This is a genomic window from Pelomonas cellulosilytica (genome assembly GCF_021353265.1).
Taxonomy (GTDB): Bacteria; Pseudomonadota; Gammaproteobacteria; order Burkholderiales; family Burkholderiaceae_C; genus Pelomonas; species Pelomonas cellulosilytica.
In genome coordinates, this window is sequence record NZ_JAJTWU010000004.1 from 349375 (window position 1) to 366942 (window position 17568).

Annotated in this window: 21 protein-coding genes, 2 tRNA genes and 1 pseudogene; 6 read left to right on the forward strand and 18 right to left on the reverse strand. The window is 67.6% G+C overall.

The genetic code is table 11. The annotated features are described in order from the left end of the window. Positions 1–258: 258 nt before the first annotated feature. Positions 259–1356, forward strand: coding sequence for an NAD(P)/FAD-dependent oxidoreductase (locus LXT13_RS12405; protein ID WP_233372241.1), 1098 nt, complete (start codon positions 259–261; stop codon positions 1354–1356). Positions 1357–1401: 45 nt separating this feature from the next. Here LXT13_RS12405 and LXT13_RS12410 read toward each other — a convergent pair whose 3' ends face one another. The 10 genes from LXT13_RS12410 to uvrC all read right to left on the reverse strand — a co-directional run bounded on the left by LXT13_RS12410 (position 1402) and on the right by uvrC (position 8370). Next, the gene (locus LXT13_RS12410) at positions 1402–1680 is read right to left on the reverse strand and encodes a hypothetical protein (protein ID WP_233372242.1); all 279 of its coding nucleotides are present in this window, start codon (positions 1678–1680) and stop codon (positions 1402–1404) included. Beyond that, entirely contained in the window at positions 1677–2105 is a 429-nt protein-coding gene (locus LXT13_RS28965; protein ID WP_419964666.1) for a hypothetical protein, read from the reverse strand. The genes LXT13_RS12410 and LXT13_RS28965 overlap by 4 nt, the downstream gene beginning before the upstream one ends. 37 nt (positions 2106–2142) lie before the next feature. Next, positions 2143–2475, reverse strand: coding sequence for a hypothetical protein (locus LXT13_RS12420; protein ID WP_233372243.1), 333 nt, complete (start codon positions 2473–2475; stop codon positions 2143–2145). A 141-nt stretch (positions 2476–2616) separates the two neighbouring features. Continuing rightward, positions 2617–2692 (reverse strand) — tRNA-His (locus tag LXT13_RS12425). 28 nt (positions 2693–2720) lie between these two features. Then, the gene (locus LXT13_RS12430; RefSeq protein WP_233372244.1) at positions 2721–4634 is read right to left on the reverse strand and encodes a peptidylprolyl isomerase; all 1914 of its coding nucleotides are present in this window, start codon (positions 4632–4634) and stop codon (positions 2721–2723) included. Positions 4635–4741: 107 nt separating this feature from the next. Next, a tRNA-Val gene (locus LXT13_RS12435) sits at positions 4742–4817 on the reverse strand. Between the two features lie 17 nt (positions 4818–4834). Beyond that, positions 4835–5107 (reverse strand): HU family DNA-binding protein, encoded by a 273-nt coding sequence (locus LXT13_RS12440; RefSeq protein ID WP_233372245.1) that lies wholly within the window; start codon positions 5105–5107, stop codon positions 4835–4837. Positions 5108–5274: 167 nt separating this feature from the next. Then, complete coding sequence (pgsA, locus tag LXT13_RS12445) at positions 5275–5841, reverse strand: CDP-diacylglycerol--glycerol-3-phosphate 3-phosphatidyltransferase (protein ID WP_233372246.1); 567 nt, start codon at positions 5839–5841, stop codon at positions 5275–5277. A 24-nt stretch (positions 5842–5865) separates the two neighbouring features. Continuing rightward, a complete protein-coding gene (locus LXT13_RS12450; protein WP_233372247.1) occupies positions 5866–6384 on the reverse strand; it encodes a hypothetical protein in 519 nt (172 codons plus the stop codon). 69 nt (positions 6385–6453) lie between these two features. Further along, positions 6454–8370 (reverse strand): excinuclease ABC subunit UvrC, encoded by a 1917-nt coding sequence (gene uvrC / locus LXT13_RS12455; RefSeq protein ID WP_233372248.1) that lies wholly within the window; start codon positions 8368–8370, stop codon positions 6454–6456. 41 nt (positions 8371–8411) lie between these two features. Here uvrC and earP point away from each other — a divergent pair, with 41 nt between their 5' ends. Together earP and efp are read left to right on the forward strand one after the other, a co-directional pair. After that, positions 8412–9434 (forward strand): elongation factor P maturation arginine rhamnosyltransferase EarP, encoded by a 1023-nt coding sequence (gene earP, locus LXT13_RS12460; protein ID WP_233372249.1) that lies wholly within the window; start codon positions 8412–8414, stop codon positions 9432–9434. Between the two features lie 84 nt (positions 9435–9518). Then, entirely contained in the window at positions 9519–10073 is a 555-nt protein-coding gene (gene efp, locus LXT13_RS12465) for an elongation factor P (RefSeq protein ID WP_233372250.1), read from the forward strand. Positions 10074–10130: 57 nt separating this feature from the next. On the opposite strand, the gene LXT13_RS12470 is transcribed toward efp, so the two are convergent. From LXT13_RS12470 to mltG, 7 genes are all read right to left on the reverse strand, one after another. Then, positions 10131–10358 (reverse strand): hypothetical protein, encoded by a 228-nt coding sequence (locus tag LXT13_RS12470; RefSeq protein WP_233372251.1) that lies wholly within the window; start codon positions 10356–10358, stop codon positions 10131–10133. A gap of 116 nt (positions 10359–10474) precedes the next feature. Beyond that, a complete protein-coding gene (locus LXT13_RS12475; RefSeq protein WP_233372252.1) occupies positions 10475–11128 on the reverse strand; it encodes an ankyrin repeat domain-containing protein in 654 nt (217 codons plus the stop codon). Then, positions 11125–11910 (reverse strand): TatD family hydrolase, encoded by a 786-nt coding sequence (locus tag LXT13_RS12480; protein ID WP_233372253.1) that lies wholly within the window; start codon positions 11908–11910, stop codon positions 11125–11127. The genes LXT13_RS12475 and LXT13_RS12480 overlap by 4 nt, the downstream gene beginning before the upstream one ends. Before the next feature lie 36 nt (positions 11911–11946). Then, positions 11947–12396: a PilZ domain-containing protein gene (locus LXT13_RS12485; protein ID WP_233372254.1), complete on the reverse strand. Its 450-nt coding sequence runs from the start codon at positions 12394–12396 to the stop codon at positions 11947–11949. 34 nt (positions 12397–12430) lie between these two features. Beyond that, positions 12431–13441, reverse strand: coding sequence for a DNA polymerase III subunit delta' (gene holB, locus LXT13_RS12490; protein WP_233372255.1), 1011 nt, complete (start codon positions 13439–13441; stop codon positions 12431–12433). Then, positions 13438–14052, reverse strand: coding sequence for a dTMP kinase (gene tmk / locus LXT13_RS12495; protein WP_233372256.1), 615 nt, complete (start codon positions 14050–14052; stop codon positions 13438–13440). Before tmk ends, holB begins: the two co-directional genes overlap by 4 nt. Further along, positions 14049–15044: an endolytic transglycosylase MltG gene (mltG, locus tag LXT13_RS12500; protein ID WP_233372257.1), complete on the reverse strand. Its 996-nt coding sequence runs from the start codon at positions 15042–15044 to the stop codon at positions 14049–14051. The genes tmk and mltG overlap by 4 nt, the downstream gene beginning before the upstream one ends. A gap of 46 nt (positions 15045–15090) precedes the next feature. On the opposite strand from mltG, the gene ygfZ reads away from it, so the two are divergent. From ygfZ to LXT13_RS12515, 3 genes and pseudogenes are all read left to right on the forward strand, one after another. Next, positions 15091–15987, forward strand: a complete 897-nt coding sequence (gene ygfZ / locus LXT13_RS12505) for a CAF17-like 4Fe-4S cluster assembly/insertion protein YgfZ (RefSeq protein ID WP_233372258.1) — start codon at positions 15091–15093, stop codon at positions 15985–15987. 2 nt (positions 15988–15989) lie between these two features. Then, entirely contained in the window at positions 15990–16238 is a 249-nt protein-coding gene (locus tag LXT13_RS12510) for a DUF4936 family protein (RefSeq protein WP_233372259.1), read from the forward strand. Between the two features lie 256 nt (positions 16239–16494). Beyond that, positions 16495–16980: pseudogene (locus LXT13_RS12515) on the forward strand (fumarylacetoacetate hydrolase family protein); the annotation flags it as partial. A 4-nt stretch (positions 16981–16984) separates the two neighbouring features. Here LXT13_RS12515 and LXT13_RS12520 read toward each other — a convergent pair. After that, entirely contained in the window at positions 16985–17563 is a 579-nt protein-coding gene (locus LXT13_RS12520) for a hypothetical protein (protein WP_233372260.1), read from the reverse strand. Between the last annotated feature and the right edge of the window lie 5 nt (positions 17564–17568).

Sequence of the window (17568 nt, forward strand, 5' to 3'; positions counted from 1 at the left end):
CTCCGTTGGTTGGCAGCCGTCCGGGGCGCGCGTACGCACGCGCGCACCATCACCGGGCAAGATGCCAAGACGGAATCTTCCTCGGGCGCGACAAATGCACGCGTTCGAGTCGTCACTCATCAACGCGACAGCTGCCCCCTAAGCTAGGGGAAGGTCGACCGACAAGGATGTGGAGCGCTGCGGCCGCCGCGGGTAAACACCAATGCGGCACGCACCAACTTCGAGATCGATCTGGACGCAAGGCCGTAGGCTCGCAACGTGGATCAGACAGACATTGCCGTCATTGGTGCAGGCGTCATCGGCCTTGCCGTCGCCCGCGAACTGGCTCAGCGCGGGCGCGAAGTCATCCTCATCGAGGCCGCATCAGCCATCGGCACCGGCATCTCGTCTCGCAACAGCGAGGTCGTGCACGCCGGCCTGTACTACCCGTCAGGCAGCCTCAAGGCGCAGTTGTGCGTGCGGGGACGGGCGCTGCTGTACCGCTACTGCGAGGCGCGAGGAATCGCACACCGACGCTGTGGCAAGCTGGTTGTCGCCACACGGCATGAAGACCTGCAGCGGCTGGAAGCGCTGGCCGCCGACGGGGCGGCCAACGGTGTCGACGACCTGCGGCTGCTGGACCGCGCCGAAGCGCTGGCGTTCGAACCGGCGTTGCATGTCCAGGCTGCGCTGTTGTCGCCATCAAGCGGCATCGTCGACAGCCACGCGCTGATGACGTCGCTGCTGGCCGATGCCGAGGCCGGCGGCGCCACGCTGGCCCTCGCTAGCCCCGTGACGGGCGGCACGCGCGACGGCTGCGGCTGGCGGCTGCGCATCGGCAGCGAGGGCTTCGAGCTCGGCGCGCGGTATGTCGTCAATGCGACGGGCCTGTTCGCGGGTCGCGTGGCCCAGTCGCTTGGCGTGCCGACGCCAGCCCTGCGGTATGCGCGGGGCCACTACTTCTCGCTGGCCGGACGGGCGCCGTTCTCACGCCTGATCTATCCGCTGCCGGTGGACGGCGGCCTGGGCGTGCACCTGACGCTGGACCTGGGAGGCCAAGCGCGCTTCGGGCCCGACGTGCAATGGTTGCCCGACGCCGATCCCGCTGCACTTCAATACACCGTCAACCCGGCGCTCGGCGCCGCATTTGAAGCCGAGGTGCGCCACTACTGGCCCGCGCTGCCGCCCGGTGTGCTGCAGCCGGCCTACAGCGGCATCCGGCCCAAGCTCAGCGGCCCGGGCGAGCCCGCCGCGGATTTCGTCATCGACGCGCCCGCACCGGGCCTCGTGCAACTGCTGGGTATCGAGTCACCCGGGCTGACGGCCGCGCTGGCGATCGCAGAGGTGGCCGCGGCCAGGCTCTTGCTCGACGAGTGAGTTGACGGCGCGCGTTGGCGAAGGTCAAACGCTCGGCGCAGGGGGCTAGGCGCCGTCGACAGGTTCTGCGTGTCGGCAGAGCCAGGCGACGTACGGGATCTTGCCCAGCGGCCGGCTGTAGCGCTGCTTCTTGAAAGTCAGACGCACACGGCCAAGTCGCGGCGTTTCCACGTCAACCTGCATCTCATCATGGAGCGTGCAGGCAGGATCCGGCAGGGATCGGCCGGCTTGCGCGATGCACTGGCCCGGCACACGCGCCAGCAAGCCATCGCCCACTGGGGTAGCGCACCGCGGCGCGATCTCATTGGAGGAGCGGTTGGTCATGCCGACATCCTGCGCCCTCGCTGGCTCACCAAGTGAGCCTCCATGCCGCACGCTATCAGCGAGTCGGCCAGGCCGTTGAGGTCGTCGGTCATCGTGCCGAGCCCCCGCACCGGTGCATCTGTTCTATGCGACAGCACCGCCACCCAGTGGCTCGAAGCGCACACGTCGATCCCCGCCGCGCTGGGAAATAACCAGTCCTCTCTCTGGCGCATTGGCATGCTCTTTCCACCATCGTTGATGAACGGCAGCGCCATGGGAAGCGTCGAAACCGCCTGGCCCGGGAGCTCGGGCAGTCGGTGCAACAGCACAAGCCCTTCCGTCGATTCAGGGACGTGCTGACTGCGCACCAGGCGCAACGCGAGGTCTGGTTCGCCTTCGAACGCCAGGCCATGGAGGCGGTCACGCAGCGGTGGTGCGAGGACCATGGCGTCTCGCCCCGACGTGCCGCCCAGCCGAGCGAGCCTAAGCTCCGAGTCGCGTCAGATCGTCGAGGTCCGCCCGTCGCTGCGCGACCCTGCGCTCGTAGCTCGCCTGATTCTTGGTGCATACCAGCACGTGAGGACTGCCCTTGCGCTCGATGCTGCAGTCGACGTCGTGGTGGACCCGACGGATTGATTCCTCGACGTGACGGCGATCGGCCTCGCGAGCCTTGAAGCGCCAGACCTCCTGGTTGGCACTTTGCAGGAAGCGGCCCAGCGCCAGGCAGTGCTCGCAGCGACAGCTGATCCGTGCCTCGCGCCGCCAATCCGCAGGCGGTGCCAAGTCAATTGAGCAGCGTGTGCGCAGGTGGTCCAACACAGCAGCCCTCAGCCGCAGGCAGGCCGGCCGGCCGGCCGGTTCAGCAGCGTGGGCCGCTCGGCGAGACGGCGCAAGGCCGGTGGCGTGCCCCTGAAACGAAACAAGGACCCGAAGGTCCTTGTTTTTACTAGCACTTTTTGGGGTGGCTGATGGGACTCGAACCCACGACAACAGGAATCACAATCCTGGACTCTACCAACTGAGCTACAGCCACCGCAGAGCCAACTAGTATAGCGCAGAAATCAGGGTGCGCTTGCGGCAGATGCAGGTGCAGCCACTTTGATGACCGCTTTGTACTGAGACTTCAATGCCCCCAGGTAGGCCTCGCTCTCGGCGCGAGCCCAGACGGAGGCGTATTGCTGGCTGGCGCGCTTGTCGTCGATGACGGCGGCGTCGCGGGGTTGCAGCTGGTTGATGCGCACGACGACGTAGCTGCCGTCGTCGGCCGGCACGCCGACAGCCGTCGGCAGCTTGGCGGCGTCGGCACCCAGCACGGCCTCCAACTGGGCACGGGTCAGGTTGGCCGGCTTGGCGCGAGACACCGTGACGGCGGCGTCCAGGCCGGCCGTGTCGGCCGCGTTGGCCTTCAGCGTGGCCAGGCGGGCCTCGCCGGCCTTCTTGGTTTCCGCCGTCGCGAGCTTGCGGACGAGTTGCTCGCGCACCTTGTCCTTCACGTCGGCCAGCGGCGGCACGCGTGCCGGGTTGTACTGGACGACACGCGCCGACACGAGCTGGCTGGGGCCGGTCTCGACGGCTTCAGTGTTGCGCTTGTTGCGCAGCACCTCGGCGCCGAAAACGGCATCCAGCAGCTTGGCGGAAGCCAGCGGACCCACGGCACCAGGCTGGGCCTGACGGGTGACGGTCGCAGTCTGAACCTGCAGCTTGAGCTTGTCTGCAGCCGGCTGGAGGCTGTCAGACTGCTCGTAGACGAGGTTACCGAACTGCTCGGCAGCTTCGGTATAGCGACGCTGCGCGAGCTGCTTGCGCACCTCGTTCTCGACCTCGGCGCGCACGGCGTCGAAGGGCTTCTTCTCGCCGCCGCGGGCGCCGGTCAGCTGGATGATGTGGTAGCCATAGTCCGTCTCCACAAGGTTGCTGATCTCGCCCTGCTTCATCGCATAGACGGCCGCATCGAACTCCTTGACCATGGCGCCGCGGCCGAAGAAGTCAAGGTCGCCGCCATTGGCCGCCGAGCCCTCGTCCTGCGAGTTCTTCTTTGCCAGCTCGGCAAAGGAAGCAGGGTTCTTGCGCACCTGGGCCAGCAGGTCTTCGGCCTTGGCTTTCGCCTTGGCGCGCTCCTCGGCCGGCGCGCTACGGTCCACCTTGATGAGGATGTGACTGGCGCGGCGCTCTTCCGGCACGCCGTAGCGCGACGCGTTCTGCTCGTAGTAGTCGTGCAGGTCCTTGTCGGTGAAGGTCACGTCCTTCTTCAACGCCTCGACGTCGAGCACGAGGTACTGGATCTGCGCAGACTCGGGCAACTGGAACTTCGCCGCGTTGGCGGGCTCCTTGTAGAAGGCCTCGATGTCGGCGTCGCCGGGATTGAGCTTGGCGGCGAAGTCCTTCACGTCGAAGCGCTGGAACTGCACCTCGCGCTGCTGCAGCAGCGAGTCAAAGGCCAACTTGGCGTTGGCCGCACCGGCGACGGTGGAGGTCTCAACCGGTGAGACGACCTGGCGCAGGCCGTAGTCCTGACGCAGCCGCTCCAGGAAACCCGACGGCGTCAGGCCCTGCGCGGCCAGCAGGCCCTTGTTGACGGTGCCGTCCGGGTTGCGCAGGAAGGCGAACTGCGGGTCAGCCCAGAACCGGGCGCTCGTCGCCTCGACGCTGGGCGTGAAGTGCTGGTGGTCCGCGGCGGCCTGCAGCGTTCGCTGCGTCACCAGCGTCTCCAGCGCGCGGTGCTTGACCTCGGGCGTGTCCAGCAGCTTGGCGTCGATGCCGGGGCTCTGGCGGCGGATGTTGTCCGCCTGCTCGCGCTGGGCGACGTCCCATTCCGCCTGGGTGATCTTTCGGCCATCGACGCTGGCCACGCCGGCATTGGCGCCGCCCATCATGCTCGTGTAGCCCTGCATGCCGACAAAGGCGAAGGACGGCAGGATCAGCAGCAGCAGGATGAACTGGAACAGGCGGTTGTGCTGGCGGACGAAATCGAACATCTCGGAGAACCTTGAAGGATCAAACGCAACGAAGGCGAACCGTGGTTCGCCTTCGAGGGGAGCCGCATTCTAGATGCGGCTCGACGGCCTGCCATGCAGGGGTCGGGTGGTGGGCGCTGACGGGCTCGAACCGCCGACAATCTCCGTGTAAGGGAGGTGCTCTACCAACTGAGCTAAGCGCCCGGTGACCGGGGAAGAAATCAGTTCACGGCGTCCTTGAGGGCTTTGCCGGGCTTGAACTTCGGCACCTTTGCGGACTTGATCTTGATCGCTTCGTTCGTGCGCGGGTTGCGACCCGTCCGAGCGGCCCGCTTCGTCACGCTGAACGTACCGAAGCCTACCAGGGAAACGGTGCCATTCTTCTTCAGCGTCGTCTTGACGCCGCCGATGACGGCTTCGAGCGCGCGGCCGGCAGCGGCCTTCGAAATGTCGGCCTGCTTGGCGATGTGCTCGATCAGTTCAGACTTGTTCACTCGTGCCCCCAGGTTGGACGAATTCAGCGGACTCCCGCGTATGGCAGGAGCTTGTATGGGGCCAGTTGAACGGCCAGGGCTCGCGCGGGGAAGCGGATTCTAGACGCGCGTTCGTCAGCCGGCGGGCCGGGAAAAGTCCCGATACAACTCGGCCCCCTCGAACGCGGTCATCGGGCCTTGGCGCGGATCTCCGGCAAGGCCTTCTGGAGGTAATAGACCATGGACCAGATGGTCAGCACGACGGCCGCATAGATCAGCCACGTGCCGCAGACGCGGGTCGGGACGACGTCGAACAAACGACCGTCGTAGAGCAGGAACGGAATGGCGATCATCTGCACGGTGGTCTTGAGCTTGCCGACCATGTGCACCGCGACGCTGCGCGACGCCCCGATCTGCGCCATCCACTCGCGCAGCGCAGAAATCGCGATCTCGCGGCCGATGATGACCAGCGCCACGAAGTCCTCGACGCGGCCCAGCTTCAGCAGCACGAGGAGCGACGAGCACACCAGGAACTTGTCGGCGACCGGATCGAGGAAGGCGCCGAACGACGACGTCTGGTTCAGGCGACGCGCCAGGTAGCCGTCCAGCCAGTCGGTCAACGCGACGACGATGAACAGCGTCGTCGCGAACAGGTTCTGGTGCGCGCGGGTCAGATCCAAGTAGAACACCCCGACGATCAGCGGGATGGCCACGATGCGGGCCCAGGTCAGCAGAGTCGGGAGCGTCAGGAACATAGGGGCATTGTGCCGGGGCGGCAGTCAGTCGAGGCTGCGCGGCTTGAAGCGGCGGTTCTCGTCGAACAGGAAGGTCTCCGTGAACTTCCACGGCTCGGGCATGCGGCGCACGTCGCCGAAGGGCGCAGCGCGGTGGATGGCGTCGATGGCCATCTGTAGCGTCTCGGGGCCGTACTTCGGCGGCCGGATGACGTTGATCTTGCGCACGCTGCCGTCAGCCTTCACCTCTACGTCCACGACGATGACGGTCAGCAGGTGCGGTGGCGCGGGCGTGGTGTAGCTGCGCTCCGGGTTGGCCTGCACAAGGCGCTCGGCCGCCTGACGGCGCAGCTCGTCATGCGTGCGCACTGCCTTGGGCGAAGGCATGCCGGCCGGCTTGGGCGCCATCGCAGCGGCAGCTGGCGCGGGTGCGGCCGCCACCACGGGCGACTGTGGCGGTGCGGGAGCTGGCACCGGCGCCGGCGCCCGTGGCCCGCCGCAAGCGGCGAGCACGGGTCCGATCAGCCAGTGAGCGGCACGCTTGGCGCGGTCGATGAGGGACATGCGGCTCCTTGGGGTTCGTCGTTGCTCTGCGCAGGGCGCGATCTTCGGCGAGTTCGCGCGTTCTGCACTTCAGTGCAGCGCGCGATAGATATCCTCGGCGAGTTCGCGCGAAATGCCTTTGACGCTCGCCAATTCGTCAACGCTTGCACCGGCCACGCCGCGCACGCCGCCAAAGCGCTGCAGCAGCTGCGAGCGTTTCTTGGGACCCACGCCCGGCACGTCCTCCAGCCGCGAACCGCCCGTGCGCGTCGCCGCACGTTTGGCGCGCATGCCAGTGATGGCGAAGCGGTGGGCCTCGTCGCGGATCTGGGCGACCAGCATCAGCGCAGCCGAGTCGCGGCCCAGGTAGACCTTCTCGCGGCCGTCGGCAAACACCAGCTCTTCCAGCCCGACCTTGCGGCCCTCGCCTTTTTCCACGCCGGCAATGAGACTGAGGTCGAGCCCCAGCTCCTCGAACACCTCACGCGCCATGCTGACCTGGCCTCGCCCGCCGTCCACCAGCACGAGATCGGGCAGGCGGCCGGTGCCGAGCTGCGCCGCCTCGGCGAGTTTGCTATAGCGGCGGGTCAGCACCTGACGCATGGCCGCGTAATCGTCGCCGCCGATGACGCCCTCGATGTTGTAGCGCCGGTACTGGCTACTCTGCATCTGGTGGTTCTCGAAGACGACGCAACTGGCCATCGTCGCCTCGCCGGCGGTGTGGCTGATGTCGAAGCACTCGACGCGGAAGTTGTCGATCTCGGCGACGGAAAGGTCCAGCGCATCGACCAGCGCTCTTGTACGCGCCTGCTGCGAGCCCTCCTCGGCCAGCAGCCGCGCCAGTGCCAGCTCGGCCCCCTTGACACACATCTCCTGCCACACGCGCCGCTGGCCGCGCGGCTGTGCCTGCACCGTCACGCGGCTGCCGGCCTGCGCGCCCAGCGCCTCGGCGAGCTCCGGATCCACCGCATCGCTGACGACGATGAGCCCCGGCACCGGCGACGCGAGGTAATGCTGCGCGATGAAGGCCTCCAGCACCTGGCGCTCGGGCGACAGGCGCTCCTCGTCGTCGAGCTGCAGCGCCGTTGCGTCGTCGACATGCTTAGGGAAGAACGCGCGGTCGCCGAGGTGCCGCCCGCCACGGACCATGGCGAGGTTCACGCAGGCCTTGCCGCCCTGCACCTTCACGGCCAGGATGTCCACGTCACGGTCTCGGCCGGTCGCGCTGCTTTCCTCGATGACCTGCTGCTGCAGCACCTTGGACAGCGCCTGGATCTGGTTGCGCACCTCGGCGGCCAGCTCGTAGCGCTGGGCCTCGGCGAAGGCCATCATCTGGGTCTGCAACGACGCCATCACCTCGTCGGTCTCGCCGCGCAGAAAGCGCTCGGCGCTGTGCACGTCGCGCGCGTACTCGGGCGTCTGGCCCAGCGGCACGCAGGGTGCGGAGCAGCGCTTGATCTGGTGCAGCAGGCAGGGCCGGCTGCGGTTGTTGAAGACGCTGTCCTCGCAGGTGCGCAGCTTGAAGACTTTCTGCATCAGCTGGATGGACTCCTTGACCGCCCAGGCGCTCGGGAACGGTCCGAAGTACTGATGCCGCTTGTCCACCGCGCCGCGGTAGTAAGCCATGCGCGGCCAGGCGTGCGACGTGATCTTCAGGTAGGGGTAGCTCTTGTCGTCGCGGAACAGGATGTTGAACCGCGGGTTGAGCGCCTTGATGAGGTTGTTCTCCAACAGCAGCGCCTCGGCCTCGGTGCGCACGACGGTCGTCTCCAGCCGCGCGATGCGCGACACCATGACGCCGATGCGCGGGTCGCTGTGGCTCTTTTGGAAGTAGCTGCTGACGCGCCTCTTGAGGTCCTTGGCCTTTCCGACGTAGAGCACCTCGCCCTTGGCGTCGAAGTAGCGGTAGACGCCCGGCAGCGCCGGCAGTGCGTTGACTTCGCCGAGCAGCTTGTCGCGCAGTTCGCGTTCGGTGACGGCCGTGTCAGAAGGAGAGGCGGTGGGCATCCACCGGATTTTGGCCCGGGAGTGCCGGGGACAATGGCGCGATGCTCTGGGACCTCTTCTGCCGCGTCATCGACAACCATGGCGACCTGGGCGTCTGCTGGCGCCTGGCGCGAGATCTGGCCGCGCGTGGCGAGCAGGTAAGGCTGTGGGTGGACGATGCCACCGCACTCGCGTGGATGGCGGCCGGGCCGCATCCGGGCATCGACCTGCGCGGCTGGCCGGCAGGCGACGTCGACACCCGGCCGGGCGACGTTGTCATCGAAGCTTTCGGCTGCGAGCTGCCGCCCGCCTTCATCGCCCGCATGGCGGCTAGACAGCCGGCGCCGCGATGGATCAACCTCGAATACCTGAGCGCCGAGGACTACGTCGAGCGCAGCCACGGTCTGGCCTCGCCGCAATTCAGCGGGCCCGGCGTCGGGCTGTCCAAGCATTTCTTCTACCCGGGCTTCACGCCGCGCACCGGCGGGCTGCTGCGCGAGCCGGGCCTGCCGGCGCGCATTGCCGCCTTCGACGGCCGCGCCTGGCTCACCGGCCACGACTGGGCGCCGCGCGACGGCGAGCGCGTCGTGAGCCTGTTCGCCTACGCCAACCCGGCGCTGCCCGCGTTGCTCGCGGCGCTGGCCGAACGCCCGACACTGGTGCTGGCGTGCCCAGGGCCGCTGCAGGCACTCGTCACGGATCGACCGCAGCTGCGCTGCATCGCCCTGCCCTATCTCACGCAGGACGACTACGACCGGCTGCTATGGGCCTGCGACCTGAACTTCGTCCGCGGCGAGGACTCGTTCGTCCGCGCACAGTGGGCCGGCAAGCCGTTCGTGTGGCACATCTACCCGCAGCCCGAGGACAACGCCCACCACGTCAAGCTGGAAGCCTTCATGGACCGCGCGGCGCTCCCCACGGCTTGGCGGCATGTCTGGCGCGGCTGGAACGGACTGGGCGCGCTGCCCCATTCGCTGACGGGCCTTGAGGACGCCTCATCCCACGCGCGGAAATGGCGTGAGCAGTTGGTGGCGCAGCCGGACTTGCTGACGCAATTGCAAGGCTTCTTAGGGCTTTCCAGCTAGAATGTCGGGCTTTGCCGCGCCAACCGGGATGCCATCCTCTGGAGTCTGGTGCGCAGCGCCTGACCCAATCCCGAGAGACTCCCCATGAAACTCGCTCAAGAAATCCGCGCCGGCAACGTGATCATGCAGGGCAAGGACCCGATGGTCGTTCTGAAGACCGAATACAGCCGTGGTGGCCGTGGTGCTGCGACCGTGCGCATCAAGATGAAGAACCTGCTGAACGGCGCGGGCGCCGAGCTGGTCTTCAAGGCCGACGACAAGATGGACCAGATCATCCTCGACAAGAAGGAGTGCACCTACTCCTACTTCGCCGACCCGATGTACGTGTTCATGGACACCGAGTACAACCAGTACGAGGTCGAGGCAGAGAACATGGGCGACGCCATCTCCTATCTCGAAGACGGCATGGCCGTGGAAGTGACCTTCTACGACGGCAAGGCCATCTCCGTGGAACTGCCCACCAGCGTCGTCCGCGAGATCGAGACCGAGCCGGCCGTCAAGGGCGACACCTCGGGCAAGGTCCTGAAGCCCGCCCGCCTGAAGGGCACCGGCTTCGAGATCTCGGTGCCGCTGTTCGTCGAGAACGGCGACAAGATCGAAATCGACACCCGCACTCACGAGTACCGCAAGCGCGTCTAAGACGCCTGCGAGCCTCGAAACAAAAAGCCCGCTTCGAAAGGAGCGGGCTTTTTCGCTTCAGGCGGCGTCGTCGGCGAGGTCGGGAATGTCGAGGTCCGGCTCGGCGTCGATCTCGCTATCGAAATCAGCGCTGGCCTTCAGCGGGATCCAGGGGCGGTCCAGCGGACGGTACACGCGCCGCTGCAGCCGCGCCAGGCGGTCTGAACGCTCGATGGCGCTCATCACCTCATCGGGCGCCAGCAGCATCGCGAAGGGATCGGCCAGGTGGGCGGTGGTGGGCAGCATGGTGGACCTCGTGTTTGACGGTGAGTCCACTGTAGGCAGCCAAGCCGGTCCGGGCCAGTCGGCTCAGCGCGGTAGGCCTTGTAAGACTTTGCCCTACATGCCCCGCGCGGCGTGCACTACTTGGCAGTCCCTGCGCCCTGCCGTTCGGCCATCGCCCGGCGCAGCTCCGCGGCGACGCCCTCGCGGCCGCCACGCTGCGCGAAATCGGCGGCCGTGAGCTCCTGCTCGTTGGCCGCGCGCGGCTCGGCTCCCGCCTTCAGCAGCAGCGGCACAAGCTCACTGTTGCCATACCGGGCGGCCATCATCAGCGGTGTCGTGCCATTCTCGGACCTCGCATTCAACTCGGCCCCTTGGGCGAGGAGGTAGGCGGCCACGCCGTTGTCGGGGCCGCTACAGGCGTAGTGCAGCGGCGTCCAGCCGGTGCGGTTGACAGCCGCGCCGCGCGCCACCAACGCCTTCACGGCCGGCAGCGAGCCGCGCACCGCGGCGATCATCAGCGGCGTCTCGCCCGACGCATTCGCGTTGTCGACCTGCAGCCGCGGCGAGGCCAGCAGCGGAGCGAGCGCCTTCAGCGAGTTCTCCCGGACGGCCGTGAACAGCGGCGTCCGCCCGCGCGAATCCGCTAGGTTGGGGTCCACGCCCTGCGCCAGCAGCGCCTGCACGCCACGTGGATCGTTCATCTCCGCAGCGAACGTCAGGTCGTCGATGGGCGACGCGCCAGCAACGGCCGTCGCCAGAGCCAGCCCCAGGGCAGCCAGCCCGGCCTTCATGGGGCCTCGGGCAGCCGGAACAGCCGCCGCGTGTTGGCACTGGTCACGGCAGCCAGCTCGGCCACCGGCACGCCCACCGCATCGGCCACGGCCTGTGCGACATGCGGCACATAGGCCGGCGTGTTGGTCTTGCCGCGGAACGGCACGGGCGCCAAATAGGGGCTGTCGGTCTCGATGAGCACGCGGTCCAGCGGCAGCAGCTTGGCCAGGTCACGCAGATCCTGCGCGTTCTTGAAGCTGACAATGCCAGAAAACGAGATGTAGTAGCCACGTTCGACGGCGGCGAGCGCGACTTCCGCCTTCTCGGTGAAGCAGTGGAACACGCCGCCGGCCTGCTCGCCGCCCTCCTCGTCCAGCACCCGCAGCGTGTCCGCCGCGCTGGACCGGGTGTGCACGACGAGCGGCTTGCCGGCCTGCCGAGCTGCGCGGATGTGCGTGCGGAAGCGCTCGCGCTGCCACTCCATGTCGTCGATGCTGCGGCCATTGAGGCGGTAGTAGTCCAACCCGGTCTCGCCGATGGCCACGACCCGGGGCTGGGCCGCCAGACGCACCAGCTCGGCCACATCGGGCTCGCGCATGTCCTCGGTGTCGGGATGCACGCCAACGGTGGCCCACAGCTGCGGATGCTCGAGCGCCAACGCATGCACGGCGTCGAACTCCTCCATCTGTGTGCAGATGCAGATGGCCTGCACCACCTGCGCGTGACGCATGTCGGACAGGATGTCGGGAAGGCGAGCCTTCAGCTCAGGGAAGCTGAGGTGGCAATGGGAATCGATGAACATCGGTCGGAAGGCACCGGCGCGGCTGCCGGCTGCAGGTCAGAGCGTCTGCGTCGGCTTGCTGGACGAGATCGCGGTGCCGAGGATTTCCTCGATGCGCAGGCGGATCAGGCGCGTCTTCTCGTCACCCGGGAAGCGCACGCCCACGCCCTGCGTGCGGCCGCCAGACGCGTTGGCCGGTGTCAGCCAGGCCACCTTGCCGGCCACGGGATAGCGCTGGTTGTCCTCGGGCAACGCCAACAGCAGGTAGATGTCCTCGCCGAGCTTGTAATCGCGCGTGGTCGGCACGAACAGGCCGCCGTCCGTGAAGGCCGGAATGTAGGCAGCATAGAGCGCCGACTTCTCGCGGAACACGAGCTGGATGACGCTGGGCCGGGCGCTCGAACTGGCGCCCTGCCCGCCCACCGTGGGCAGCGGCAAGGAGCCGCCGAGTTGGCTGGGCTGGAACTGCAGGGAAGCCGGGCCCTGCTTGGAGTTGGCGTCGCTCATAGAGCCAAGTGTAGTCAGCCCGGCGGCCTGTCGTTCACGCGGCGCGCAGCGAGGCCGTGACGGCTGCCTGCGCCTGCGCCACCAGCGACTCGATCCATAAGCTGGCGTTCAGCGGATGGTCCGCGTGCCGGGCCGCCCGGCGCAGCTCGGCGTCCCAGGCCAGCAGCGGCGCGGGCCGCTTGGGCGAAGGCAGGGAGGCGGTCGCGAAGAACTGCCCTGGCTGGCCATGCGCGCGACGGACGAGATCGTGGCACAGGCGCTGCAGCGCATCAATGGCGCGCGGCGGCGCCCAGTCGGCCAGCGCCTGCACCTCGCCGCGGGCGACGCGCTTGGGCAGCGCCTGCCAGGCCGCATCGGTCAACCCGGCCTCGGCCCAGGAAAGCGCCTGCTGCGGCCGGCCGCCGGTGGCGTCCAGCAGGCCTTCGGGCTCCTTGACGCCCTGGGTCGCGAGCCACTGCAGCGCAGCCTCGCGCTCGGGCAGCGCCAGCGGCAGCGGCTGGCAGCGGCTGCGGATGGTCGGCAGCAGGCTCGCCCCGTCGTGACTGGCCAGCACGAAACGCAAGAGGCCGGACGGCTCCTCCAGCGTCTTCAGCAGCGCATTAGCCGCCACGCCGTTGAGCGCCTCGGCCGGGAAGATGACGACGACCTTGGCCCGGCCGCGGGCCGACGTGGCCTGGGCGAAGGCCAGCAGGTTGCGCACGGCCTCGACCTTGATCTCCCGGCTTGGCTTGGCCTTGCCGGCCTTGGGCGCGTCGGGCTCCTCGAACGGCAGGCCAAGCGACTCGCGCGCCGCCGCGTCGAGCGCCTCTGGCAGCAGCAGCTGGAAGTCAGGGTGCGTGCCGCTGGCGAAGAGCTTGCAGCTGGCGCAGTGACCACAGGCGGGCTGCCCCTCGGCGCGGTCCTCGCACAGCCAGCTTTGCGCGAGCTTGACGGCCAGCTCCAGCTGGCCGACGCCGGCCGGCCCCTGCACCAGCAGTGCATGGGAGCGGGCGCGGACCAGCGCGTCGGCCAGCGGCTGTTGCAGCCAGGGCAGGTCGGCGTTCATGACGAGTAACGCTGGCGCAGCACGGCCAGCACCTGCGCGCCCACCTCGTCCACGGAGCCGCTGGCATCGATGCGCACGATGCGCTGCGGCGCCTGCGCGGCGCGGGCGGCATAGGCGCCGCGCACGCGGTCGAAGAAGTCCAGGTCCTGCTGCTCGATGCGGTCCGCTTCGCGGGCACCGGCGCGGCGCGCGGCGGCCTGTGCGGACGGCAGGTCGAACCACAGCGTCAGCTCCGGCTCGGTGTCTTCCTGCACCCAGTCAGCCAGCGTCTCCAGCACCGGCAGCGGCAGGCCGCGGCCGCCGCCCTGGTAGGCGAAGCTGGCATCGGTGAAACGATCGCACAGCAGCGTCCGGCCGGCGGCCAGAGCCGGACGGATGACAGTCTCCACGTGGTCGCGCCGGCCGGCGAACATCAGCAGCAGCTCCGTCAGCGAGCCCATGGGCTCGTTCAACACCAGGCTGCGCAACGATTCAGCGAGCGGCGTGCCGCCCGGCTCGCGGCTGAGCTGAACGTCGTCCCCGCGCGCGCGGAACCAGTCGGCCACCGCCTGGATGTGCGTGGACTTGCCGGCACCATCGATGCCCTCGAATGAAATGAATCGCCCCGTCACTTGCCGCCGCGCTGGTATTTGTTGACCGCGCGATTGTGCGCGGTGAGGTCGTCGCTGAATTCGCTGCTGCCATCGCCGCGCGACACGAAGTACAGCGACTTGACCGGCGCCGGGTTCAACGCCGCCTGCAGCGACGCGGCGCCCGGCATCGCGATCGGCGTCGGCGGCAGGCCGCCGCGGGTGTAGGAGTTGAACGGCGTGTCGGCCAGCAAGTCGCGCTTGCGCAGGTTGCCGTCGAACGACTCGCCGAGACCGTAGATGACGGTCGGGTCGGTCTGCAACGGCATGCCCACGCGCAGCCGGTTGACGAACACGGCCGCGACGCGGCTGCGGTCGGCCGGCGTGCCGGTCTCCTTCTCGACGATCGAGGCCAGGATCAGCGCCTCGTCGGGCGACTTCAGCGGCAGGTCGGCAGCCCGCTTGGCCCAGGCAGCAGCCAGCCGCTTGATCATTGCCTCGTGCGCGCGCTTGAGCACGGTCAGGTCGCTGACACCTCGGCTGTACGCATAGGTGTCGGGGAAGAAACGTCCCTCCGGCGCCACGCCCGGGGCGCCGAGCGCCGCCATGATTTCGGCATCGCTCATCGCTGCGGTCTTTACCTTCAAAGCCGGCGCGGCGGCCAGCGCCGCCCTGACCTGCCGCCAGTTCCAACCTTCGATGAGGCGCAGCTGCTCCAGCACCTGGTCGCCGCGCACCATCTTGTCGAGCAGCTCGCGCGGCGTGACGCCGGCATGCACTTCATAGCTGCCGGCGCGGATCTGCTTGGCCTGGCCGGACCACTTGAACCACTGGTAAAGCAAGCGCGCATCGGTCTGCACGCCCGCGCCCACCCATTGCCGCGCGACATCGGCCGGGTTGGTGCCGGGTTCGACGGACAGCTCGACGGACGGTGCCGCCAGGCTCAACGGGCTGCGCAGCCACTGCCACGCCGCACCCGCGGCAAGGGCCGCGATCAACAACAACGCGAGCAACGCCCGCCACAGCCACTTCATGCCCCTGATCAGGTTCCATTTAAGGGGTGGCGATGATAATTCCGCCATGTCGCAAGCCCCCCAACCCACCGCACAACTTCGCCTGGCCGACTGGGGCGTCATCAGCGCCCAAGGCGCCGACGCCGCCAGCTTCCTGCATGGCCAGCTGACCCAGGACTTTTCGCTGCTGGACGCCAGCCACGCCCGGCTGGCCGGTTTCTGCACCGCCAAGGGCCGGCTGCTGGCCACGATGGTGGGCTGGAAGCAGGCCGACGACGAAATTCTGCTGGCCCTGCCGTTGGACACGCTGGCCGCCACGCTGAAACGCCTGTCGATGTTCGTGCTGCGCGCCAAATGCAAACTCAACGACGCGAGCGCGGAATTTGCCGTCTATGGGCTGCTGGGTACGCCGGCCGCCGACGCCTGGACGCTGGCCCGCGACGGCGATGCCGTGCAGATCGCGCTGCCCGCCGCCGGCACCAGCCGTGCACTGCGCGTGCAGCCGGCCAGCGCGCCCGCGCCAGAAGGCACGACCGCCTCGCCCGAGGACTGGGCCGCCGCCGAGGTCGAGGCCGGCATGGCCTGGGTGCGCGGCGCGACCGTCGAGGCCTTCGTGCCGCAGATGATCAACTTCGAGCTGCTCGGCGGCGTCAATTTCAAGAAGGGCTGCTACCCCGGCCAGGAAGTCGTCGCTCGCAGCCAGTATCGCGGCACGCTGAAGCGCCGTCTGCAGGTGTTCGAGACCGACGCCGCGGCCGCCATCGGCCAGGAGATCTTCCACAGCGCCGACCCGTCGCAACCCGCCGGTGTCGTGGCCGGCAGCGGCACGCGCGATGGCCGCACGCTGGTGGCCGCGGAGGTCAAGCTGGCCGCGATGGAGGCCGGCACGCTGCACCTCGGCGCCGCCGATGGCGCGCCGCTGAAGCCGCGCGCCCTGCCCTACCAGATCCCCGCGCAGGCTTGAGCGTGCAGCTGTACGTGTACTACCGCGTCGAGGCCGACAAGGCCGACGGCGCACTCACCGCCTTCCGCAAGGCCCGCGTGGAGGCGCCCATCGAGCTGCTGCAACGCCCCGAACCCGACTCAGAAGGCCGCTGGACGTGGATGGAGATCTACCCCGAAGGCTGGGGCCACCGGGAGCCGCTGGTGGCCACGGCGATGGCGCCATGGCTGGCCACGGAAAGGCGGGTCGAGCGGTTCGAGATGTTGGGCTGACCTTGGTTTGAAAGAAAAGTCTCTTGAGCTCTCGGAAACTGTCTTGAGCCAGGGAGGTGTCTTGAGCTGGCGGCCCTCTCGAGAAGCTCCTCCGCGACAAGACTCCTAAAGAGTGTTGAGCTATGCCCTTGAAACCCGCACCAGCGCTAGTGCCACCTGCGCACAGCGATTTCCAACCGACGCGCCAAAGAACTGCGCCAAGGGGCTTGAATTCTTAGTCTTCCTTCCACGAACTGAACCGCCCTGGGGGGCGGTTCAGATCTCCGTACAGATTGACTACGAGGCCGAGCTCGCAATCGTTATAGGGCGAGGTGGGAAGGACATCGCCAAGGCGGACGCGATGCAGCACGTCTTCGGCTACACCATCGTCAATGACGTCACTGCGCGTGACGTCCAGATGCGTCATAGCCAGTGGGACCTAGGCAAATCATTCGACACCTTCTGTCCGATGGGGCCTTGGGTCGTCAGCGCCGACGAGCTGGACGGCCGACATACCCGAGTTCGCTGCTGTGTCAACGGCGAATTGCGCCAGGACGGAGCGACTGAGCAGATGATCTTTGATTTCCCAACGCTCATTGAGACGGTCCCTCGCGGCATCACGCTCTATCCGGGAGACGTCATCGCGACGGGAACTCCGGCGGGCGTGGGCATGGGGCTGCAGCCACCTCGCTGGCTGCAGCCTGGCGACGTCGTTCGAATCGAGGTCGACGGCCTTGGCGTCATTGAGAATTTGGTGGCGTAATCGACTATCTTGGCTCGCCGAGGAAGCTGGCGAGCAGCTCCCTCCGATGACTTAGCTGAGTATGAGTGAAGTCTGCTCCCCGCTTCCCGCGGGTCTGAACGATCTTGCTCGTATCGTCGAATCCGAAGCCGAAATAGCGGTCTTCCTTGCTCTCCCGGACGGTCACACAACCTTTGATCACTTCGCGCATCTCGGAGTTGTTAAGAAGGAGGATGACCTCCCGGTACCTCTCTGGAGTCTTGCCCCTGTCCGTGTCGGCGAGATCGCGCGGATAGAAGCCTACAAGCATGAAGAAGTCGGCGTCGTCAGGCACCAGAAACCGGTTAAACCAGGTGTAGTACTTGAAGCGCTCCGTCGTGGGCCTGACGGGCGGATTCGGAATGTAGGTACGTGAAGCTTTGACTTGGATGGTGGCCACACGCGATGCGCCCTCGGGTCTCTTTCGAAGCAGGGCCAAGTCCACGCCCTTCTCCTGCCGTGCCGTCGGGATGAATACCGAGTAGCCGTCCTTCTTGCGGAACAGCTCCTGCAGCCGTCCAGCGACCACCAGTTCGGGCCACGGAAGCGTAAATACAGCGTCCACGTCGG